At 46.4% G+C, this 24,030-nt stretch carries 11 protein-coding genes and 1 tRNA gene; 6 read left to right on the top strand and 6 right to left on the bottom strand.

The window, feature by feature from the left end; translation table 11 throughout:
* Positions 1-358: 358 nt before the first annotated feature.
* The gene (gcvH, locus tag QUB26_RS10440; RefSeq protein WP_333241536.1) at positions 359-748 is read right to left on the bottom strand and encodes a glycine cleavage system protein GcvH; all 390 of its coding nucleotides are present in this window, start codon (positions 746-748) and stop codon (positions 359-361) included.
* Positions 749-808: 60 nt separating this feature from the next.
* Between gcvH and QUB26_RS10435 the strand changes: the two genes are divergently transcribed.
* A complete protein-coding gene (locus QUB26_RS10435; RefSeq protein ID WP_333241534.1) occupies positions 809-1,642 on the top strand; it encodes an alpha/beta hydrolase in 834 nt (277 codons plus the stop codon).
* Positions 1,643-1,821: 179 nt separating this feature from the next.
* Here the strand turns inward: QUB26_RS10435 and gcvT are convergent, their stop codons facing one another.
* Positions 1,822-2,973, bottom strand: coding sequence for a glycine cleavage system aminomethyltransferase GcvT (gcvT, locus tag QUB26_RS10430; protein ID WP_333241532.1), 1,152 nt, complete (start codon positions 2,971-2,973; stop codon positions 1,822-1,824).
* Here gcvT and QUB26_RS10425 point away from each other — a divergent pair.
* A complete protein-coding gene (locus QUB26_RS10425) occupies positions 2,898-3,143 on the top strand; it encodes a hypothetical protein (RefSeq protein ID WP_333241575.1) in 246 nt (81 codons plus the stop codon). The genes gcvT and QUB26_RS10425 overlap by 76 nt on opposite strands.
* Positions 3,144-3,210: 67 nt before the next feature.
* Here QUB26_RS10425 and QUB26_RS10420 read toward each other — a convergent pair.
* Together QUB26_RS10420 and QUB26_RS10415 are read right to left on the bottom strand one after the other, a co-directional pair.
* Positions 3,211-3,283 (bottom strand) — tRNA-Ala (locus tag QUB26_RS10420).
* Between the two features lie 153 nt (positions 3,284-3,436).
* Complete coding sequence (locus QUB26_RS10415) at positions 3,437-3,640, bottom strand: hypothetical protein (RefSeq protein ID WP_333085722.1); 204 nt, start codon at positions 3,638-3,640, stop codon at positions 3,437-3,439.
* Positions 3,641-4,020: 380 nt separating this feature from the next.
* Here QUB26_RS10415 and QUB26_RS10410 point away from each other — a divergent pair, with 380 nt between their 5' ends.
* Positions 4,021-7,404 (top strand): Eco57I restriction-modification methylase domain-containing protein, encoded by a 3,384-nt coding sequence (locus QUB26_RS10410; RefSeq protein ID WP_333317810.1) that lies wholly within the window; start codon positions 4,021-4,023, stop codon positions 7,402-7,404.
* A gap of 303 nt (positions 7,405-7,707) precedes the next feature.
* On the opposite strand, the gene QUB26_RS10405 is transcribed toward QUB26_RS10410, so the two are convergent.
* Both QUB26_RS10405 and QUB26_RS10400 read right to left on the bottom strand, forming a co-directional pair.
* Positions 7,708-8,109, bottom strand: a complete 402-nt coding sequence (locus QUB26_RS10405) for an endonuclease domain-containing protein (RefSeq protein ID WP_333241528.1) — start codon at positions 8,107-8,109, stop codon at positions 7,708-7,710.
* Between the two features lie 431 nt (positions 8,110-8,540).
* A complete protein-coding gene (locus tag QUB26_RS10400; RefSeq protein WP_333317808.1) occupies positions 8,541-13,268 on the bottom strand; it encodes a glutamate synthase-related protein in 4,728 nt (1,575 codons plus the stop codon).
* Between the two features lie 1,274 nt (positions 13,269-14,542).
* Between QUB26_RS10400 and QUB26_RS10395 the strand changes: the two genes are divergently transcribed.
* The 3 genes from QUB26_RS10395 (at position 14,543) to aroF (ending at position 23,810) form a co-directional block, all read left to right on the top strand.
* The gene (locus QUB26_RS10395; protein ID WP_333317806.1) at positions 14,543-20,026 is read left to right on the top strand and encodes an AAA family ATPase; all 5,484 of its coding nucleotides are present in this window, start codon (positions 14,543-14,545) and stop codon (positions 20,024-20,026) included.
* Between the two features lie 115 nt (positions 20,027-20,141).
* The gene (locus tag QUB26_RS10390; protein WP_333317804.1) at positions 20,142-22,403 is read left to right on the top strand and encodes a phosphodiester glycosidase family protein; all 2,262 of its coding nucleotides are present in this window, start codon (positions 20,142-20,144) and stop codon (positions 22,401-22,403) included.
* 546 nt (positions 22,404-22,949) lie between these two features.
* Positions 22,950-23,810: a 3-deoxy-7-phosphoheptulonate synthase gene (aroF, locus tag QUB26_RS10385; protein WP_333317802.1), complete on the top strand. Its 861-nt coding sequence runs from the start codon at positions 22,950-22,952 to the stop codon at positions 23,808-23,810.
* The last annotated feature ends 220 nt before the right edge of the window (positions 23,811-24,030 follow it).

The following is a 24,030-nucleotide window of genomic DNA, read 5'->3' as shown; positions in this document are numbered from 1 at the left end:
CATAGCTAAAGTCGTCTGAAGACGACTAAGGAAGATTTTTTGCGTGTATCAAAGTCCGACAGTCCGACAGTCCGACAGTCCGACAGTCCGACAGTCCGACAGTCCGACAGGGGTTGAAACCCCTGTCTCATAGCTAAAGTCGTCTGAAGACGACTGTAGATTAAGGTCGATGGTTGAAACCGCTGTCGATAGTCAAACGAAGTCTGCCTTAGCGGACAAGCGAGATAAAGGGGGTATTTAAGCCGGATTTGGTATCAGTCGTCTTTAGACGACTTGTGCTATTAGCCAGGGGTTTCAACCCCTGGCGGATTGTGGAATTATCAACGAGCCCTATGCCCTATGCCCCATGCCCTATGCCCTATTCCCCTTCGACCATTTTGCGATACTCCGGGGCCGAGAAAGCGTCGTCTGCTTCGCTGGTGTTGTCTACGCGCACTTTCAGCAGCCACCCAGCGCCATAGGGGTCTTCCGCCAAATTTTCGGGAGCCTCTATAATGTCATCATTGCGTTCTACGACGATACCGGTAACTGGTGCTTTCAAGTCTTCAACCGCTTTCACTGACTCGACTGTACCGAAAGCTTCGCCCTTTTCCAACCCAGCACCGACTTCTGGTAAATCTAGAAACACGATATCGCCGAGTTGGTCAACTGCAAAGGCACTAATGCCGATGGTGGCAATTTCGCCTTCGAGTCGGATGTATTCGTGGGTGTCTAAGTATTTCAAGTCATCGGGGTATTTTAGTGCCATGTCTTTTCTCGCAATAAACCAAGTATCAAGTAAATCTTAGTGAACTATGGGCATTTAGTGATGGCTAACGGGAACAAAAAAAATATTAAACGCTTGCTTTTTGGAGAATTTTCTGTCAAACGACTGATGCGATCTATAATTTTTATTTACGCATTTCTGTGTTTATACGGTTTCTTTTTTTCAGAACGACTAATTTTTCAACCTCCGCCATCTAGCCAGAGTGATACCAGGGAATTTATCAAAGTTAGCTCAGCTAATGGCGTGAAAATTTCTGCTGTTCATTTTCCTAACCCGCAAGCTAAATATACCATACTTTACAGTCACGGGAATGCCGAAGACTTGGGCGGCATTTTGTGGCTACTCAGAGAGATTCGAGATAGCGGGTTTGCTGTGTTTGCCTATGATTATCAAGGTTACGGCACGAGTCAGGGAAATCCTTCTGAGTATAATACTTATCGTGATATTGATGCTGCTTACAATTATTTAACCCAACAGTTGGGAATACCTGCAAACCAAATTATTCTTTATGGCCGTTCTGTGGGCGGTGGGCCGGCAATTGATTTGGCTTCGCGACAAAAAGTCGGCGGTTTGGTGGTGGAAAGTTCCTTTGTTTCGGCTTTTCGGGTGTTGACGCGGATTCCGATTTTACCCTTTGACAAGTTTGTGAATATTGATAAAATTGGCAAAGTTCGATCGCCTGTTTTGGTGATTCATGGTAAGGCTGATGAGGTGGTGCATTTTTGGCATGGAGAACAGTTGTTTGCAGTGGCCAACGAGCCGAAATTAAATTTTTGGGTTGATGGGGCAGGTCATAATGATTTGATGGATGTGGCGGGCGATCGCTATGCTGCAACTTTGCGAAAATTTGCTAAGCTAGTAGATGAATCTTCTTGACCAATATGAGCAACGGGCTAGAAGCCCGTTCCACAAGAACTCAATCAGTCCTGGACGCACTCCTACTAAAGAAACCGGGTTTTTTACCGAATCTGCGGTCTACAACGAACTATTTTCGTAAAAAAACCCGGTTTCTGGACCCAGGAGGTAAGTCCTGAATTAAGGCTTACCTACTTAATCTAACTAGGGCGGTTTTGCGATTTATAAAATGGTTTTTTCACCACACTAGCCGGATAGTTTTTCCCGCGAATCTCGATTTCTAATTGCTGACCGATTTTCGCTAATTTTGCGGGAACAAATGCGAGGGCTACTGCCCGATTCAATGTAGGCGATAATGTACCGCTAGTAACTTCTCCTACTGTTTCGCCTTCAAATATTACCGGATAGCCGTGGCGCGCAATGTGCCGCCCCTGCATTTCTAGCCCTACCAACCGCTTTGATACTCCACTCGCTTTCTGCTGTTCCAAAACCTCGCGACCAATAAAATCGCCTTTGGTGTCGAGGTGAACAACCCAACCCAATCCAGCCTCTAAAGGCGTGATATTGTCGTCGATATCTTGACCGTAAAGAGCCATTGCTGCTTCTAAACGCAAGGTATCTCTCGCACCCAAACCGCACGGTACAACGCCAGCAGCTAACAATTTTTGCCACAGTTCTTTTCCTACTTCGGCATCCACCATGATTTCAAACCCATCTTCGCCGGTGTAACCTGTTCGGGCGATAAAACTAGGCTGTCCCAACAGATTTGTTTCTAAGTGACCAAATGCCTTAATTGGTGCGAGGTTGTCTTCTACAAAAGGCTGGAGATAGTTAACAGCTTCTGGCCCTTGAATGGCAATTAAAACTTTATCTTCTGAAATGTCTGTAAAACAGAGTTCGCTCAATTCTAAGTGAGTGGTGATCCATGTTTTGTCTGCGATCCGAGTGGCGGCGTTGACAATGATTACTGCACGTTCTTCGTTAGTGATAGGGTCTGGTTCTTGGCAGTAGAAAATAATGTCGTCTAAGATGCAGCCTTTGGCATTTAGCAAGACTGTATATTGAGCTTGACCGGGTTGCAGGCGGCTCAAGTCTGAGGGTACTAAGGGTTGAAATTTTTCTATTACTTGTTTCCCTGTCAAACAGAATTTTCCCATGTGGGAAATGTCGAACATTCCTGCTTGCTGGCGCACTGCTTGGTGTTCGCTGCTGATGCCTGCGTACTGTACTGCCATCTCCCACCCGGAAAAGGGCACCATTCGGGCTTTGAGTTCTAATGATAGGTCGTACAGAGGCGATCGGGCAAGTTGGCTCGGACTCTCTGGATTGTTGGGTTCAGTTGACTTTGCCACAGGTAGCGCTTTGGTTGCGGGTAGACTGTTTTGATTTTACGGGAAAATTGGTTTTCGCGGTGTGCGGCCCGATCGAATTTAAGGACACGGCTATGCTGTTTCGGTACAAGTCGCGATCGAATTTAAGGACACGCCAATACTGTTTAGGTACAAGTCGCGATCGCATTTAAGCACGCGCTGGTAAGGTTTTGGTACAAATTAGGACACAGCAGTGCCGTTTCCCTACTCTAATGTTTATGGAGAATAGCGGGCTCGAACCGCTGACCCCTACAATGCCATTGTAGTGCTCTACCAACTGAGCTAATTCCCCTTTCTTTTCGCGCTCTCAATCATGCCTTAACTGACCAATATTTGTCAAGCTTTTTGGGGAAATTAGTTTTGAGCCTTCGGCTGGCAAGGCTTTCGGCTTTTTTTTCACAAAACTCTCCTCGCTTCTGGACAACGGTCAATCGCCTACTATCATTTAGTAAGTGTGTTGGGATATTTCGGTTAAATGGCTCAAACAAGACCCCATGAGGAAGTAGACGACTAGCAGGGCGGCGGCTGATACCGCAACTAGAGTGCCGGCTAGCATTAGTGAAAATTCCCGTTGCGCGATCGCCTCTTGCATCAAGTGCAAAGACCAGGCAACGAGGGCAACGTCAATTATTAAAATAGGAACCAGCATAAGTTACGATTTGTAACAGCTCACCTATTGTAACAAAACTTTTGGTTAAGTGCAGATAAGCTCACCTGTATTTAACTTTTGCTGTAAAACCCGGAGGGAGCAGCGGAAAGCGAGTGAGAAAAAATTATAGCTTTTGGTGATAATTACAATATGCAAAGTTAATGAGAGCTAGCTCAGCTTTAGGGGGCGGTTGTGCGATCGAAGCGGGCGATTCGCGGACTTTTTTGAGGGGGTAGGGTGCGTTAGCGAAGCCCGCCCCTACGGGGGCTACGCCAACGAAGAGGCTCGGCCTTTGAGTATAACTGATTTGATAGCAGAAGGTCTGAGCCTCTGTTGCACTTGGATGCTGTAAAATTAACTTGATTAACCTGCTTGAAAAGATGACAAATCGCTCTACTCGCGCCCTTTTTCACAGCAAAACACTCAACACTGCTTTGCGTGCTTTTAGCTTTCCGCAAGATATGGAAGTGCGCCACCAAAAATTGGGAACCTGGATTGCTGCACTTAAAACGGGTACGTTAGACGAAGTTAAAGAAGTTTCGCTGCACGGCAGTTTTATTAATGATATTTTTCAGGATATTTTGGGATATTGCTCGGTAATTCAAGGTGCGGGGAAAGCTTGGGAAATTAACGCCGAACAAACGATATCTGATGGTGGCGGTTCTGCTGACGGGGCGATCGGCTTTTTTACTGCTGCTGGCAATCCTAAAGGCACAGCCGTGTCCCTGCAAGGTAAAGTGATTGCTCCGATCGAACTCAAGGGAGCGAAAAATGATTTAGACCGTCCGGCATCCGGGCGATCGGAATCAGCAGTTGACCAAGGTTGGCGCTACGCTAATTATACACCCGATTGTCGCTGGATTATTGTCTCGAATTATCGAGAGTTGCGACTTTATCATACCAATAAAACTCCCGCTTATTACGAACAATTTTTTCTAACTGACTTGGCGGATATTGCAGCTTTTAAGCGGTTTTACTTTCTGCTGTGTCGCCGCAATTTTTTGCCTCCCAACCAAGCTCAAACAGGTTCTGTTATTGACAGACTGTTAAAAGACTCTGACGAAGCTCAAGAGGAAATTACCAATAAATTATATCAAGAGTACAAAGCAATTCGACTCGCTCTCGTCAAACATTTTCGCTTTTCTGGGCCGCAGGATATCCCCAACCGCGATCGCGTACTCATCGAAAAAGCTCAAAAGACTTTAGACCGCGTTTTATTCATTGCTTTTTGTGAAGATAAAGGGTTGCTGCCGCCAAAAACACTCAGCAACGCTCACGACCACCAAGACCAATACAATCCTAGATTAATTTGGGAAAATTATCAATCTGTATTTCGCTGGGTTGATGTGGGAAATGATGACCCTCCTGTACCGGGATACAACGGCGGTTTATTTAAATTCGATCCGGTTTTAGACGCACAATTGACTGTGCCAAATCCCTTATGCAGTCTGCTTAATAAGCTGACCAGATTTGATTTTGATACCGAAGTTTCCGTCGATATTTTGGGGCATATTTTCGAGCAGTCTGTTACAGATTTGGAAGAATTAAATGCTGAAACTACCGGACAGGAATACAATCAGAAAAAAGGCAAGCGAAAAACTCAAGGTGTGTTTTACACGCCAGCTTTTATTACTCAGTATATTGTCGAGGTTTCTCTCGGTGGCTATTTGCAGCGGCGAGAGCAAGAATTGCGCGATTTATTCCTAATTGGCGAAGTTGCTGAAGTGTCGGTGCAGCCACCAAAGAAAACTGCAATTAAGTTTTGGAAAGCGTATCGAGACGAGGTGCTGCAAAAAACGCGCGTCATCGATCCGGCGTGCGGTTCGGGTGCTTTTTTGATTGCGGCTTTTGATTATTTGATGCAGCAGTACGAAAGAGTCGATCGCGAATTGAATGCTTTGGGGTATAAGCCAAAAAACGGCAACTCGCTGGAATTTGACCGAAGCATTTTAAGTAACAACCTGTACGGCGTAGATTTGCTGCCGGAATCGGCGGAAATTACGAAGCTTTCGCTGTGGTTGAAGACAGCGGAACCCGGTAAAACGCTGACTTATTTGGATGATAACATTAAAGCGGGAAACTCGATCGTCGCTGACAGTAATGTAGCAGATACAGCGTTTGATTGGAAAGCTGAATTTCCCCTGATTTTTGCTGAGGGCGGTTTTGATGTTGTCCTTGGCAATCCGCCTTACGTGCGCCAAAAGTTGTTTTCCTCGCTTAAGCCTTACCTACAAGCTAATTACGAGTCTTATCATGGAATGGCGGATATGTATACTTATTTCTATGAGAAAGGATTTAAACTTCTTAAGCCAGGGGGGATTCTTTCTTATATTGTAACTAATAAATGGCTGAGATCAGGTTATGGCGAACCGCTTCGCAAGTTTTTTGCTTATCATGCCGTGTTTGAGCAGATTATTGATTTTGGACACGCTCCAATTTTTGAAGATGCTGATACTTTTCCTTGTATTGTAGCAGTACGAAAACCTGATCCATTTTCCTCTACATCTGAAACAAAGAAGGAAATTGAGGAGAAAAAACCACAACCTAATTTGCCTGTGATTATTTGTCCGGTTCCCCGTGAGGAACTTGCTAATATCAATCTCACCCAATACGTACAACAAAACGGTTATGACATTCCTTGGTCGCGCTTTAAGGGTGAGGCATGGAGTTTAGAAATACCAAATGTTGATGAGTTGATGCAAAAAATTCAGCAAGCAGGCATTGCACTCAAGGAGTTTGCTGAAATTAAGCCTTATTGGGGAATATTAACTGGATTAAATGAAGCATTTTTAATTGATGAAGCTACCAAAAATAGTTTGATTCAATCCGACCCAAAATCTGCTGAAGTTATCAAACCATATCTCAGAGGTCAAGATATAAAACGTTGGTATTCCCAATGGCCAAACCTCTGGATGATTTTTGCTCGCCGAGGAATTGAAATTGATAATTACCCAGCTATTAAGTTTTATTTAAATCAGTATCGAAAACAATTAGAACCCCGTCCCAAAGAATGGAATGACACTAGAGATGGTGATTGGGGAGGACGCAAAGCTGGGAATTATAAGTGGTATGAAATTCAAGATACTATTGACTACTGGCAGCTATTCGAGAAACCAAAAATTATATATCAAGAAATTCAATTCCATCCTTCGTATAGCTATGAGACAAATGGTTATTTGACAAATAATAAAGTTTTTATCCTCCCCAAAGACGATTTATATATATTAGCAGTTCTCAACTCACCCCTCATCTGGTGGCACAATTGGCGGTATTTACAGCACATGAAAGATGATGCCCTAAACCCTGCTGGTTACTTGATGGAAAAGCTTCCGATCGCACCACCAACTGACTCAATTCGTGCCGAAGTCGAATTAATTGTCAGCCGTTTAATTGAAATCACCAAAACTAATCAAGAAACTCACCGGGATGTTTTGCAATGGCTGGAAATCACTTATTTAATTGATAAAGTCGGACAAAAACTCGAAGATTTTTCTGCCCTTTCCTTTGCAGAGTTTGTAGCAGAAATCAGAAAGCGAATGCCGAAAACTAAATCCTCCGATCCTCTCGGCGTTGCTGGACTAAAAGCCGTCCGCGAAACTTATAATGAATATGCACCGGCCATTCAATCTCGCAAAGCTGAGGCGTTGAGACTCGAACACCGTTTATCCGACTTAGTTAATCAAGCTTATGGATTGACACCGGAAGAAATAGATTTGATGTGGAAAACAGCGCCGCCGCGAATGCCGATCGCCCGACAGATTTGATCTAATATTTAGAGCAGTGTTTATCGTCTTTAGCAATGTTGGGATCACAATTTTTGCGCGGCAAATTCTGCAATTTGTGCAGAATTTAAAGATGCTCTCAGCGATGTAATCCCCTGTTATCCGCTCTTGCTCCCCCCCTTAGCAAGGGGGGGCTGGGGGGGGTAAAACACCTAATACTCTCAGCGATTTAATCCCCTGTTATCCCATCTTGCTCCCCCCCTTAGCAAGGGGGGGCTGGGGGGGGGTAAAACACCTAATGCTCTCAGCGATTTAATCCCCTGTTATCCCATCTTGCTCCCCCCCTTAGCAAGGGGGGGCTGGGGGGGGTAAAACACCTAATGCTCTCAGCGATTTAATCCCATCTACAATCACATCTAGCACCCCATCCAAATTATGATAAACATCATCATTTGTAAACCTCAAAAAATTAATTCTTGCTGATTCAATAAATTCTTGCCTTTCCGCATCATATTCTACAGCACCTTCTTGAAAATGACTATCACCGTCAACTTCTAGTGCTAGCTTGATTTCCGGCGAGTAGAAATCTATCACAAATTCTGCTACGCTGTACTGTCTGCGAAATTTACAATTCTCAAGCTGTCTGTTTTTGATTCTGTCCCAGAGACGTTTTTCAGCTTTTGTCATTTCTCTGCGGAGCCGCTGTCGCTTGAGTTTTTCTGAGGTTTTGTTGTAAAGTTTTGTCATTTTTTTATTTGGGTTTTTTCGTTGCTTGCTTGGCTTTTCTTACCCCCCCCAGCCCCCCCTTGCTAAGGGGGGGAGTAAGAGGGGTTTTTTCGTTGTTGCTTGGCTTTTTAACCCCCCCCAGCCCCCCCCTTGGTAAGGGGGGGAGCAAGAGGGGTTTTTTCGTTGTTGCTTGGCTTTTTAACCCCCCCCAGCCCCCCCTTGGTAAGGGGGGGAGCAAGAGGGTTTTTTCGTTGTTGCTTGGCTTTTTTTACCCCCGTTGCTAATACCAATTTTTAAAAAAAATGCAACAGTATTCTTGTTCCCCCCCTTAGCAAGGGGGGGCTAGGGGGGGTCGAAGAGTGTTGCACGATTTTAGAGAAATGGTATAAGTCCGGTAGATGCAAAAAAGGGGCAACTCGCGTCGCCCCTCATCTATTTAACCAATTGGAAAATTACACTTCCACAGCAATCTTTTGTTCCGAAGCCTCCGGCGAATTCGCTTCACTCGGCGGCACAACTTGCCAGAACTTAGGCAAATATTCCGACCAATTTGCTAAAATCTTCTCAGCTTTTTTGCTACCGGTTCGATCGCACTGAGCCTCAATCAACTCCTTCAATTGCGCCTCTCCAGCCGCCGTACAAACCCGCTGCATCTTCACAATCTCCCCGTTGACATGAGCCGGGAAAGTCCCATCTTCATCGAGGAAATAAGCCAAGCCGCCAGTCATTCCAGCGCCGACGTTGCGGCCGACTTTTCCTAACACGACGATCGCGCCGCCAGTCATGTACTCGCAGCAGTGATCGCCCGCACCTTCAATGACTGCTTTCGCCATCGAGTTACGCACCGCAAACCTTTCGCCAGCTTTGCCCGCAGCCAACAGAGTTCCGCCCGTCGCACCATACAAACAAGTGTTACCGACGATCGCATTTTCGGAAGCATCATAAGTCGCACCAGCCGGCGGTGCGATCGCGATTTCGCCACCGTGCATCCCTTTACCAACGTAGTCATTGGCTTGGCCTGACAGTACCAGCGTCATCCCCGGCAAATTGAACGCGCCGAAGCTTTGGCCCGCGCTACCAGTGAAGTTGAGGGTGATTTGACCGCTAAAGCCGGTGTTACCGTGTTGCTGTGCGATCGCACCTGCTAAACGCGCTCCCACAGTGCGATCGGTATTCACCAATTTTACATTTTTGCTAACAGTGCCGTGATTGGCGATCGCACTTTGAATCTCTGCATCCGCCAGCAAATCGTCATCTAACACAGGCCCGTTGGTGTGTACGTCGCCGTGGATCAAGAAAGATCGATCGCTCTTAGTATCCGGTAACTTGGTCAAACAATCCAAATTAATCGCTTGAGTTTTAGTTAGTTGCACCCCATCGCGCATTTTCAGCAAATCCGCGCGGCCGATGATATCTGCGATCGACTTATAACCCAATTTCGCCAGCAAACTCCGCACTTCTTGTGCTACGAAATAGAAGAAATTAACAACGTGTTCCGGTGTTCCGGGGAACCGTTTCCGCAAGTGTTCTTGTTGAGTTGTCACGCCCACCGGACAACTATTCATGTGGCAAACGCGAGCCATAATACAGCCTTCTGCAATCATTGCCACCGTGCCGAAACCGTACTCTTCGCCGCCCATCAAAGCGCCTACAATCACGTCCCAGCCGCTTTTAAAGCCACCGTCAACGCGCAGCAAAACTCGATCGCGCAATTTATTTTCCATTAGCACCCGGTGAACTTCTGTCAATCCGAGTTCCCACGGAGAACCTGCGTGCTTAATCGAACTCAGTGGCGAAGCACCGGTGCCGCCATCGTGGCCGGAAATTTGAATCACATCAGCATTTGCCTTGGCGACACCCGCGGCTACAGTCCCGATGCCGACTTCCGACACCAACTTCACCGAAACTCCTGCTTTCGGATTGATTTGGTGCAAGTCAAAAATCAACTGCGCCAAATCCTCGATCGAATAAATATCGTGGTGAGGAGGAGGCGAAATCAGCGTGACACCCGGTTTCGATCGGCGCAAATAAGCAATGTACTCGCTCACTTTCGCCCCTGGCAATTGACCGCCTTCACCCGGTTTCGCACCTTGTGCGATTTTAATTTCGATTTGTTGGGCGTTCATCAGGTACTCAGGAGTCACCCCGAAACGCCCGGAAGCTACCTGTTTGATGGATGAAGAAGCTGTATCGCCGTTCTGCAAACCTTTTAAGTGAGGTAGCGTTTGTGAGAAACCGGCCTCGCTCACATCGTTTAGCACTTTGTAGCGCACCGGATCTTCGCCCCCTTCGCCGGAGTTGGATTTGCCGCCGATGCGGTTCATCGCAATCGCTAGCGTTTCGTGGGCTTCCGGGGACAAAGCGCCGAGGGACATTCCGCCCGTGGCGAAGCGTTTGACAATATCTGCTACAGATTCTACTTCTTCGAGAGGAATCGGAGGACGATCGCTCGCAAAATCCAGCAAATCCCGCAAAGCAGTTACCGGGCGGTTTTCTAGCTGTTGCTTGTAAACCTCGTAGTGATCGTAGGCACTTTCACCATTTTTGTCACCAATTGGTGTCATTTTTGGTTCGGCCCCGTTGCCATTACTGTTAGTTTGAGCCTTAAAAGTAGTCACAGCCTTGTGCAAAGCCTTCGCCATTTCCGGGCTGTTCATGTGATATTCACCGCCCCGGCGGTACTGCACAAAGCCGTAATTTTCCAGCTTTTTGAGGTGCAATTCTGGGAAAGCCTGACTGTGGAAAGACATTACCTCGTTAGCCAGTTCCGCCACACTCAAACCGCCGATGCGGGAAACAGTGCCTTTGAAACCCAAATCGAGCAAATCACCGCCAATGCCGATCGCCTCAAAGATTTGCGCCCCCTGATAGCTAGCCAGCAGCGAAATCCCCATTTTCGACAGAATCTTCAGCAGCCCATTTTCCACCGCTGTGCGGTATCTAGCTTGAGCCTGTGTCACGGTAATATTGGGAACTTTGCCGTGCTGCATCAAATTTTGAGTCTTGCTGTCAGACCACCAGGCGCGCACGCTTTCCAAGGCTAGGTAAGGACAAATAGCGATCGCACCGTAACCGATCAAACAAGCAAAGTGGTGAGTGCTCCAACATTGGGCGGTATCTACAACTAGGGAAGTTTGCATCCGCAGGCCGACGCTAATTAAGTGGTGGTGAACCGCACCAACTGCCAGGAAGGGCGGAATATAAGTGCATTCTGCACTCAATCCCACAGAAGATTCGCCTTCTTCCTTCGATGGTCGATCGCTCAAAATCAGAATCCTCGCACCCTCGCGCACCGAAGCAGCCGCCTCTTGACAAAGTTCCTCGACTGCGCTTTTGAGACCTCCTGGCCCGGCCGCAATTTTGTAAAGCGTTGACAATTCGGTTGCTGTGAAAGACTTTTGCTCTTTCAAGAAAGACAGTTCAGCGTCGTTGAGTACGGGGGAATCAATTTTTAGCAGCTTGGCATTTTCCGGCACTGCTTGCAGCAAATTGCCCCGCAGACCCATATTCATCGTCAGCGACATCACCATCCCCTCGCGCAGGGGGTCGATCGGCGGATTTGTCACTTGAGCGAACCGCTGTTTGAAATAGTTGTACAGCAACTGAGGCTTTTCTGACAATACAGCTAAGGGAGCGTCGTCGCCCATGCAGAAAGTCGGTTCCTTCCCAGAGCTCGCCATCTCGACAATCACCATGTCCAAATCTTCTGCTGTGTAGCCAAAAGCAGTTTGGGTTGCTAACAGCGTTTGCGAGTCGAGGGTTGCTGTTTCCGCAAAAGGCTGCGGTTGCAAGATTTCGCGGTTTTGTTGCAGCCATTCGCCGTAGGGGTGCCGCTTAGCAATGCGCTGCTTGAGTTGCCAATTTTTGAGAATTTCCTTGGTTTGCAGGTCAACTGCAATCATTTGTCCGGGCCCCAAACGGCCTTTTTCGACAATATCTGCTTCGGGAATATCGACAACTCCGGCTTCGGAAGCGACAATTACCAAACCGTCTTTAGTAATGCAGTAGCGGGCCGGCCGCAAACCGTTGCGATCGAGCGTAGCACCTACTTGTTTGCCGTCGCTGAACACGAGCAGTGCGGGGCCGTCCCAAGGTTCTTGAATGCCGCTGTAATACTCGTAAAAATCGACAATTTCTGGATAGGGAGCCAAATCCGGCTGATTTTTGTAGGCTTCGGGTACCAGAATTGTCAGGGATTCTAGGGGCGTGCGGCCGGAGTGCACCAACAATTCCATCACGTTGTCCAAGTTGGCCGAATCGCTGCTTTCGGGATTGACAATTGGGTTGAACGTGTCGATATCAGCTTGAGTCCAATTCGGGTGAGCTAAATTCGCTTGCCGCGCCTTCATCCAGGTAATATTGCCCAACAGCGTGTTAATTTCCCCGTTGTGTCCCAGCAAGCGCATGGGCTGGGCTAAGTGCCAGCGGGGCATGGTGTTGGTGCTGAAGCGTCGGTGATAGACGGCAAAGGAGCTTTTATAAGCGGGATTTTTCAGATCTGGGTAAAATTCTGCCAGTACGGCCGATCGCACCATGCCTTTATAGACGATCGTGCGACAGGAGAAAGAGCAAGTATAAAAGTCTCGGCGGGTGAAGTTGGGGCGATTTGACAGCGCGTGTCCGATGGTGCGGCGCGCCAAAAATAGATGTTTGTCGAGTTCGTCTCCGGCTAAGTGCGGTGAACTGACAATTACTTGTTCGATTTGAGGTTGATTTTCTAGCGCTTGCTCGCCCAAAACCGATGGTACAATGGGAACTTTGCGCCATCCCAAAAGTTTCAGTCCGCGATCGGTCAGAACTTGCTCAACCACCTGCCGCGCTATAGTCGCTTGAAATTTATCTTGAGACAGAAACAGCATTCCCACGCCACAGTTTTCTCGTGGGGGAGGCACAATTCCCTGTTCGGCGAACCAAGTATCCAGCAATTCCCAAGGAATCGCGGTCATCAAACCCGCACCGTCGCCGGAATCTGAGTCGGCGCTGCAACCGCCGCGATGTTCCAGACAAGTTAAAGCTGGCAGCGCTTTTTCAATAATCGAGTGCGTAGCTTCGCCGCTTTGGTTGGCAATAAACCCCACACCGCAGGCATCTCTTTCTTCCACTAACCAGCTTTGGCCGGCGAATGGAGTTCCTCGCTCAGTTTGATGCACGTTTCTGTTTGGATCGATCGTGTTACCCATGTTGATTGAATGTTATTTCCGTGATTGTGTGGTGGATGTGTTTTTATAGCTCGGAGAGAGAAGGCTGCCGAGCGGTGGGAGCCTAGTAAACTTTAAAACAGCACATTGGAAGCTGATTTGATAAAAATTTACGTCGATGCTGCCTGTACTTAGGACTGAAACCCTGTTTGGAGATTTTAAATTATCTCGCTCGCATCGCTTCGGAGATGTCTCCTAGAATACGCTGCTGTTAAAAAGCAGTGATTCTTTGGGAAATCGCCGCCCTGCAATCTAGATACATTGCAGGCGATTCCCTACGGGATAGCTGCGCTTCACGAGTTTTTTGGGTGTTTTTTTCCTGAGTCCGCAAGGGTAGCCTTGCAGCGAACACAGGTAGATAGTAACTTTAGCGTTATTTTGCCTGCTGCGCTGTGGAGTTGCTTAAGTCAGCGCCTGCAGACACAAAAGCCACCTGCCCGCTCAGTCGGTAGGTGCAATGTAGCAGCGCGGTTCACAACTGGTGAAACCTGTCTTATTGTGAAGTCAACTCTCAAGCCGCGAACATCAAGTTTATCAAAAAATTGATAAAATTTCACCCATTACACTCAGAGTTTGGGCGCAAGTCTTGTCAGCGATGTCCAGAACCCAGGCTAAGATGCCTAGCCGAAAAAGGTTGACCGTTTTCCCTAAGCCTATTTTGTATTTTTTTACCCACAAACTTTTTTGACACTCTCATGTCTAAAGACGCGCTTGATTCTTGATTCGTTGAGGCGATTTGCTGATGCCGGATTTCTAACCGCAACCGTGTCGAAATTAAATACTTTTTCCAAGTATTCAATTTCGACACGGAACTAATACCAAAACACCTCGTTAATTGACTTAGCTATGCCAGGATTTTTTTTCACTACAACAGTTCTCAATCTTGGTGAGGTATGCCCTAGGCTCTATGCCCACGGAGGCCTATGCTCGCTTATCAAGCGTGCACCTCATGTTACTGAGAAAGGCTATATATTTTTCATCCTATTAATTAGCGTCTTAACTTCCTCTTCAATAATTAACTGCTGTCATTCAATCAGCGTTAGCCTCCTTCATTTTCTACTTAGTATCAAAGCCCTTATCAACATTTCTTGCCTCAAATATTAAGTCTTGTTTTTTAAATGGTATTTTCATAATTTGAGCTACAAAGTAGATTACACTAAATATAGTTAATCAATAGCACGGCCGATAGAGCGAAAATAGTAGATAGTAACTCTAAAAAGCTTCAGGCTTGACAGAAGCAGTAGGAATAGGTAGGTATGGCTAGCATAACAAATATTTTGCGAGGATATCAGATTAACGAGCAAATATACGCAGGCAATCGAACTCTAGTTTATCGTGGTCGTCGCTCTTGCGATCGGCAGCCCGTAGTAATCAAACTGCTGCGAAATGACTTTCCCCGCTTCCACGAACTCGTTCACTTCCGCAATCAGTTTGTCATTACTAAAAACTTAGAGATCCCCGGCACTGTCAAGGCATACAGCCTGGAGACATACCATAACCACTATGCTCTGGTGATGGAAGACTTTGGCGGAATTTCCTTAAATAGCTACCTCGCTAGTCTAGTGTTCGCCAGCAAGGAACCTCTGGAAGGGTTGCCTATTAACGAGTTTCTTCCCATTGCCATTCAAATTGCCAACTCGCTGGATGGACTTTATCGCCACCACGTCATCCATAAAGACCTCAAACCTGCCAATATTTTAATTAACCCTGCCAGCAAACAAGTTAAGCTGATTGACTTCAGCATCGCTTCGCTGTTGCCGCGCCAAACCCAAGAAATTCAAAATCCCAATCTCCTGGAAGGCACTTTACCTTACATATCTCCCGAACAAACTGGGCGAATGAACCGAGGCATTGACTACCGCACGGATTTCTACTCTCTGGGAGTTACATTCTACGAACTGCTGACGAGACAGTTGCCTTTCCAAAGCGAAGATCCGATAGAGTTAGTACACTGTCACCTTGCCAAGCAGCCTATCCCACTCCATAACCTTAACAAAAGCGTTCCAGTGGTGCTGTCTGAAATTGTTAGCAAACTGATGGCGAAGAATGCTGAAGATAGGTATCAAAGTGCGATCGGACTCAAGTTTGATTTGGAAACTTGTTTGTACCAGTGGCAAGAAACTGGAGAAATCGCCTCTTTTAAGCTAGGGCAGCGAGATTTGTGCGATCGCTTCATCATTCCCGAAAAATTATATGGTAGAGAGAACGAAGTATTCTCCCTACTGGCAGCCTTCGATCGTGTGAGTGGAGGAAGCGCGGAAATGATGATGGTGGCTGGCTTCTCAGGTATTGGCAAAACCGCCGTCGTCAACGAAGTTCACAAACCGATTGTGGCAGCTAGAGGCTACTTCATCAAAGGCAAATTCGACCAATTTGAACGCAGCCAACCCTTCTCAGCTTTTGTACAAGCTTTTCGCGATTTAATGAAGCAATTGCTGAGCGAAACAGATGCTAAAGTTGAACAATGGAAGACTCAAATTCTGACAGCATTGGGCGAGAATGCTCAGGTAATCGTTGAGGTAATTCCTGAACTAGAACGGATTATCGGAGAGCAACCCCCGGCACCAGAACTTTCGGGCAGTGCTGCCCAAAATCGCTTCAATCGGTTATTAGAGAAGTTCATTCAACTCTTCACAACCAAAGAACATCCCCTCGTCATCTTTTTAGATGACTTGCAATGGGCCGACTCAGCGTCATTAAAGTTGATTCAACTTTTGACGAGCGATCGCGATCGGCAGTATCTCTTGTTAATTGGAGCGTATCGAGATAACGAAGTCAGTCCCATACACCCTTTGGTGGTGACATTATCCGACATTCAACAAACCGGAGCCACAGTCAACACCATTACCCTCGCGCCGCTCGATCGCTCGGAGTTGAATTTTCTGATTGCCGATACCTTAGTTTGTTCTAGAGCATTGGCTCTGCCTTTGACAGAACTCGTTTATCAGAAAACCCAAGGCAATCCCTTTTTTAGCACACAATTCCTCAAATCTTTGCAGGAAGATGGGATAATTGAATTTAATTTTGAAGCTCGGTATTGGCAGTGCGATATCGCTAGAGTGCGAACATTGGCACTAACGGATGATGTAGTAGAATTCATGGCAGTTCAGTTGCGAAAGTTGCCAATCAGGACACAGGAAGTTTTAAAGTTAGCTGCTTGTATTGGCAATCAGTTCGATTTGGCGACGTTAGCAATTGTTGATGAAAATTCGCAAACAGAAACAGCAACCGCTTTGTGGCAAGCATTGCAAGAAGGGTTGATTTTACCAGTTAGCGATGTTTATAAATTTTATCAACAATGTAGTAAAGACTTAGGTGAACCAGCGGGGCGGGAAGACACCGCTGATTTATTAACTAGCAATGAACAATTAGCGAAATACAAGTTTTTGCATGACCGCGTACAACAGGCTGCCTATTCTCTCATTCCCGAAGACCAAAAACGCTCGACCCATTTAAAGATAGGGCAACTGCTGTTTAAGGAAACATCGGAAGTCGAGCGAGAAGAAAGAATTTTTGAAATGGTCAACCACTTGAATATGGCGATTAAGCTGGTTAGCGATCGGGTGGAACGGCAAGAATATGCCCAGTTAAATCTAGTAGCTGGACGAAAAGCAAAAGCCGCAACAGCGTATGCTGCAGCCTTTGAGTGCTTGAGTAACGGAATTGAATTATTAGCAACGGATTGTTGGGACAGCCAGTACCAACTCACCTTAAATCTATACGAGGAAGCAGTTGAAGCGGCATTTCTGAGCGGTGAATTTGAACAAATGGATCGATGGGTGCAAATCGTGTTGCAGCAAGCCCGAACTTCTCTGGATACTGTGAAAGTTTATACAGTGCGAATTCAAAGTTACATCGCTCAGAATAATTTACCCTTAGCAGAACAGACTGCGCTGATTGTTCTCAAACAACTGGGCGTGGAATTTCCCGATAATCCCAGCCCGGAAAAGGTTCAGCAAACCCAGGATGAAACAAAACGCAAGTTCGCCCGCCACACGTTGGAAGAATTGATTAATCTTCCAGAGATGACCGACTCCTATTATCTGGCAGCGCTGCGAATTTTAGGCACGGTTGTGTCGGCTTCTTATCAGTCGGCATCTAAATTATTCCCGCTGATTGTTTGCAAGCCAATAGAACTATCTCTCACTTATGGAAATGCACCTACATCTGCTTTTAGTTATGCTTGGTATGGTTTAATTCATGCAGGAACAGGAGGGGATATTGATATCGGCTATCAATCTGGTGAGGTAGCTTTAGGTCTGCTAGATAATCTGAAAAGCAAAGAGTTAAAAACCAAAACCTACAACCTTGTTTATGGCTATGTCCGGCATTGGAAACGCTATCCTCAAGATTCTTTGCCATTTTTATTAGAAGCCCATCAAATTGCCCTAGAAGCAGGAGAATTAGAATATGCTGCCTATGGACTTTACAATTATACGGCGCTTTCTTTCTCTATGGGCCGAGACTTGGCGGAAATGGAGCGGGAGACAGAAACCTTCGATCGCGCTATTCATCAGATTCGTCAGGGAAACGCACTCAGTTTCGTGAAAATTTTTCGGCAGGCTGTTTTGAACTTGCGAGGCAAAACCGATAACCCCTGCCGTTTGGTTGGGGAAGCTTATGATGAAGACATCATGATACCGCAGCATCAAGCTAATAACGTGCAGTATGCGATTTGCAGCGTTTATCTCAACAAGTTGATTCTCGGTTATTTGTTTGAAAACTATCAACAAGCGCTGGAAAATGCCGTGCTAGCAGAGCAATATTCGGATGCTCTAACCGCAGGGCTTCAGTATTCGCTGATTTATTTCTATGGGTCTCTAACGTACTTAGCGGTGTATGCAGAGGCTGATGCGGAAAAACAAGCTGCACTCCTAGAAAAAGTAGCAGTAAATCAGGCAAAAAGCAAGCGATGGGCGGAGTATGCCCCTATGAATCACTTGCATAAGTTCTATTTGGTCGAGGCAGAGCGATATCGCGTTTTAGGACAGCAAGTTGAGGCGATGGATTTTTACGATCGCGCGATCGCTCTGGCTAAAGAAAACAAATACCTCAATGAAGAAGCTTTGGCAAATGAGCTGGCTGCAAAGTTTTATTTACAATGGGGTAAAGAAAAAATTGCTCAACTTTATCTAATTGATGCCTACTATGCCTACTCTCGTTGGGGAGCTAAAGCGAAGATTGACGACATAGAACAACGCTATTCTCAATTGCTTGCTCCTATTTTGCAACATAATCAAGTTCGTTTGTTCGAGGCGGTGACTACCTCCCATGACACCTCATCTTCTAGCAAAAACCAAACAATTACTGGAAGTACGAGTACCACAGTAATAGATTTACCAACGGTTATCAAAGCTTATCAAGCTTTGTCTAGCGAAATTAAGCTGGAACAATTGCTCACTACCCTGATGGAAGTAGCGATTCAGAATGCAGGCGCTCAAACAGGAGTATTAATTTTGAAAGAAGAGGAAAACTGGAAAATCGCCGTCCACTGTAGCGATCGCCAAGGCTGTCTTCTGCAAGAAACTATTGGGATTGAGGAGAGCCAATCAATTCCGCAGACTGTGATTAATTACGTTAAACGTAGCAATAAAACCCTAGTTTTCGATGATGTCAAGACTGAATTAATATTTAGTTCTGACCCCTATATCAAGCAGCACCAACCTAAGAGCATCCTATGTACTCCGATTATCCATCAAGGCAAAATGATGGCAATCCTGTATTTGGAAAATAATCTGACGACAGGGGCATTCACTGGCGATCGCGTCGCCCTCCTCAACATCCTCTGCTCCCAAGCTGCCATCTCGCTGGAAAACGCCCGCCTATATCAGCAATCTCAACAACTTTATCAACAATCTCAGGATTATGCCCAAAAACTAGAGCAGTCTATCCAGGATCTCAAACAGATGCAGTTGCAGTTGGTACAGGGTGAAAAGATGTCTGCTTTGGGAAATTTAGTCGCAGGGGTAGCCCACGAAATTAACAATCCCGTAGGCTTTATCGCCGGCAACTTGCAACCTGCTCAAGAATACGTGGGGGATTTATTCAATTTGATTGATTTGTATCAAGAAAAATTTCCTAATCCGGGAGGAGAAATTGAAGCAGAAATTGAAGATATGGACTTGGAGTATTTGCGAGAAGATTTGCCAAAATTGATTGGTTCAATGCAGGAGGGAGTCGAGCGCATCCGCAATATCAGTACGAGTCTGAGAACGTTTTCCAGGGCAGATAGCGATCGACCAGTTTTTTGCAATATTCATGATGGACTTGAAAGCACTCTGCTAATTCTCAAGCACCGTTTAAAAGCGAGCGAGTTCCGCCCTGCCATTGAAGTTGTGAAAGAGTATGGTAACTTGCCCCTAGTGAAATGCTTTCCCGGACAGTTGAACCAGGTATTTATGAATGTGCTGGCTAATGCTATTGACGCTCTGGAGGAGTCAAATAAGGGGCGGAGTTTTACTGAAATTAAAGCCCTACCTAATCAAATCACGGTTCAAACTGCTCTGAGCGAAGACAACAATCAGGTTTTGATTCACATTAAGGATAATGGAGTGGGGATGTCAGCCGAAGTCAAGGAAAACATCTTTAACCACTTATTTACAACCAAGGCTGTGGGTCAAGGAACCGGATTAGGATTGTCTATAGCATACCAAATTGTTGTGGAAAAACATGGAGGTACGTTACTCGTGAATTCTTCTCTTGGGCAGGGTTCGGAGTTTGTGATTTCTATTCCGGGGTGAGCAGTTTGTAGTAGGGCTTGAGGGCAATTAGCCCCGTTTAGTAAAAAGAAACATACGGATTTTCCGGGTTTCTAAATCCCCATGCGTTTAGAAGTGAAATTGTGAGTGGTAAGCTGTGAAACGTAATTTTTTCTATGGGCGTCTAATATTGTCAGTTTCGATTTTACCCGTACTGGCGATCGTCCCGTCTTTGCTCTGGAATCAACCCGGAAGAGCACAACCGGGGGAGATGGGTGGGCTGATTGATGCTTCGAGCTCCCGCCAGGGAATGAATTCCCTGGCTGATAGCGAAAGTCGGTTGAAAGTCACATCTTGCACCATTGTCAATAAGCTTTTTATGAACAGGCAAGATGCCTGTTCCACAAGAGATGAATTTTATTGTGGAACAGGCATCTTGCCTGTTCTGGAGAATGGTGCAACATCTCAGTTAAAACCGACTGAAATATTGACCGATAGTCCTCTTGAGAGGACTTCAGCTATGAGACAGGGAATTCATTCCCTGTCGGAATATAAGTTTTTGACTCAATCCCTACCGCCAGATTCCAGAATCAAACAAGGCCGCCAAGTGTCTCTAAACGGCCGCATTCTCCCCCTAAGTTGGACTCAGCAGCCGGCAAACAGCACTTCTGGGAATTTCCGAACTTGGATTGCTGATGTTGGATTGATGCAAGGTGCGGGAGTGGATTTGCTTAGCAGCGCCGACAGTACCAAACAACCTGTGCAGTGGTTTTCGGTATCTTTAACGGGGGTTCAAAGCTTAGCAGCGCGGGCAACAGGCCCGTATCGTTACTTAGATGTTACGGATTTTGCTAGACTTGCGGGCTGGGAGATATCTGCTGATGGGAATATTCTCAAAATTACGTCTCAAACTGCAAGTGTTACCGGAATTCGGCAAGCAGAAATAGAATCGGGCGATCGCATTGTAGTAGATATCGATCGACCCGCCCCTTGGCAAGTCAACTTTGTCAATAAACCAATCCCGTCGCCGACACCCACACCCAACCCCCCGGACGACCCCACAAAGCCCGCTATCCCACTGCCAAACCTCCGTGCAGCGCCAAACCTCGAAACACCAGACGACCCTACCAAACCCGCTCTCCCGCTGCCAATAACGCCCGCAGCGCCGATCGCCGGTCAAGAATGGTCGATCGCGATCGATGCCAAAGTCGATCCGGCGTTACTTCAGGAAACTTTTCAAACCAGCCAACAATTGCTATCACTAAAAGTCGAACCTGACGGCGCTCAAACCCAAGTCAAAGTGAAGATTCCTTTAGGTTGGCGGCCGCAAGTTTTCAGCCTGGGAAATCCCAATCGATTAGTTATCGACATTCGGCCTGATTCGTTACTCGAAAAAAACATTGTTTGGGCTCCCGGTGTGCTGTGGCGACAGCAGTATCAAAATTTAGGAACCGATCGTTTTCCGGTAGTTTGGTTAGAAGTTAATCCGCGTCAAGCGGGTGTGAAAATTCGACCAATTCTTAGCAATCCGCCGACAGATCAAGGCACTGCACCTTTATTGCAAACAGCAGAAGTGTCGGGTGCTGCTGCGGCGATTAATGCAGGGTTTTTCAATCGAATTAATCGCTTAGCTTTAGGCGCAATTCGGCGCGACAATAAATGGCTTTCCGGGCCGATATTGAACCGGGGGGCGATCGCGTGGAACGATCGGGGAGAATTTGCGATCGATCGTTTGACTTTGCAAGAAACTGTGATAACTCCGGCAAATCAACTTTTGCCTGTTTCTCATCTAAATAGTGCCTACGTACAACCGGGAATCGGTCGCTACAATTCTGATTGGGGAACAACTTATACTCCGTTGTCTGGCAATGAAATAGTTGTGACAGTTGCTGGCGATAGGGTTGTCAGCCAATCCCCCGGAGGTGCGGCGGGAACAACAACTTTTCCCATTCCAGCTAACGGTTATATTTTGGCTTTGCGTGCCGATTTGTTCCCTGCATCTGAACTCTCTATCGGCACTTTATTGCGTTTAGAAACTAACACTTTTCCTGCTGATTTCAACCGTTTTCCGTACATTCTCGGCGGCGGGCCAGTATTGGTACAAAACAGTCAAGTTGTGCTGGATGCTAAGGCGGAAGGGTTTAGCGATGCGTTTGTTAGACAGACAGCAATTAGAAGTGCGATCGGGCGAAATGCTGCGGGGAATTTGCTGATTGTAGCGGTGCACAATCGCGCGGGCGGGGCGGGGCCAAATTTCGCAGAACTGGCGCAGATTTTGCAGCAAATGGGTGCTGTGGATGCTTTAAATTTGGATGGGGGAAGTTCGACGAGTTTGTATTTGGGAGGTAGTTTGCTCGATCGACCTCCGTCAACTGCTGCTAGAGTTCATAATGCGATCGGTATTTTCATTCAACCATAAGTAGTTAATTTTCGACATTAATTCTCAGCGGTTAGAAACCGCTACTACACAAACAAAGTCCACCTCCGCAGGTTTCGTCTTTGTCGCCGCGGTTTCCAACCGCCGCGGCATCTACAAATCTTTTGCTAAAAATATCTTGACATCCCAGTCTCCCTGTGCTAGCTTGTCGAATAGTATTGTGTTTGATCCACAAATCGCAGCACTTCAACCTATGTTCACAGCCAAGTTCACAGCCAACAGCTATTTTTATTTTTGGTACAGCCAAGTTCGCCCGGAGTGAATTTGCAATTCACTGTGAACATCCGGGCGAACCGCAGATTAACACCTGCGGTTTTGTTTTTTCTAGTTTTTTTCCCAACAACCAATCGAGTACAAGCGAAAACAGCAATGACATTATTCAGTAACTGGTACTACAGCTTTTATTTTTGGCCCAACAAGAGTTCTGGGTAAATTGTCGCGCTGTCTTTTCGCACCAACCCGGAACTCCTAAAAGTTCCGGGTTTTTTGTTGTCAACCACCCACTTAATTTCCCTGGAAAATATCCTCATGTTAGAAGCCAAACTCGTAACCAAATCTCATCCCGAACACCAAACAATTGTCAAACTTTCAGAAACAGTCTCAGTCGGCGGCACAGAATTATTAATCATCGGTGGCCCCTGTACCGTAGAAAGTTCCGCACAAATGGAAACAGTTGCCCGCCAACTATCCCCCGCATCCGTGCAAGCTTTGCGAGGCGGAGTCTACAAACCCCGCACTTCTCCCTATTCTTTCCAAGGGATGGGAATTGAGGGACTGGAAATTTTAGCCGATGTCAGCCGGCGTTACGGTTTGCCCGTGGTGACAGAGGTAATGTCGATCGCCCAAATTGAGCCAGTTGTCACCTATGCTGATATGCTGCAATTAGGCAGTCGGAATATGCAAAACTTCGAGTTACTAAAGGCGATCGGTCAAGCCGGAAAACCAGTTTTGCTAAAACGCGGCTTGTCAGCCACAATCGAAGAATTTGTGATGGCCGCCGAATACATTGTCAGTCACGGAAATCCTCATGTAGTTCTCTGCGAAAGAGGCATCCGCAGCTTCGACAATTACACCCGGAATGTATTAGATTTAGGTGCAGTCGTAGCACTGAAACAGTTAACTCATTTGCCAGTAATTGTAGACCCTTCTCACGCCGTCGGCAAGCGAGAATTAGTCGCACCACTCGCCAAAGCAGCGGTTGCTTGCGGTGCAGACGGATTAATTATTGAATGTCACCCGCAACCAGAAAAATCGGTTTCTGACGCGCGGCAAGCTCTTTCTTTACCAGATATGGTAGATTTAGTTGCGAGTTTACGGCCTGTAGCCGCCGCCGTTGGCCGGTGCATACCGGAGATTAATGTGCCTTCAGAGGTATTAAGTTGGAAGTGATATTGGTAGGAAATAATCTATAACTTTTAACGTCAAACTCTACAGTCGGTTTTCACTGATATCTTGCACCATTGTCAGCAACAGGCTTTCCGGCCTGTTCCACAATAAAATTTATCTTTTGTGGAACAGGCCGGAAAGCCTGTTCATAAAAGGTTAATTGAGAATGGTGCAACATATCAGTTTTAACCGAATTGAGCTTTGAGGCAGGGGTTTAAACCCC

The sequence above is a fragment of the Microcoleus sp. B4-C1 genome, assembly GCF_036705285.1.
In the GTDB taxonomy this organism is placed as follows: Bacteria; Cyanobacteriota; Cyanobacteriia; order Cyanobacteriales; family Microcoleaceae; genus Microcoleus.
The sequence above is the reverse complement of the archived record's forward strand: the minus strand, read 5'-3'. Positions and strand labels throughout refer to the sequence as shown.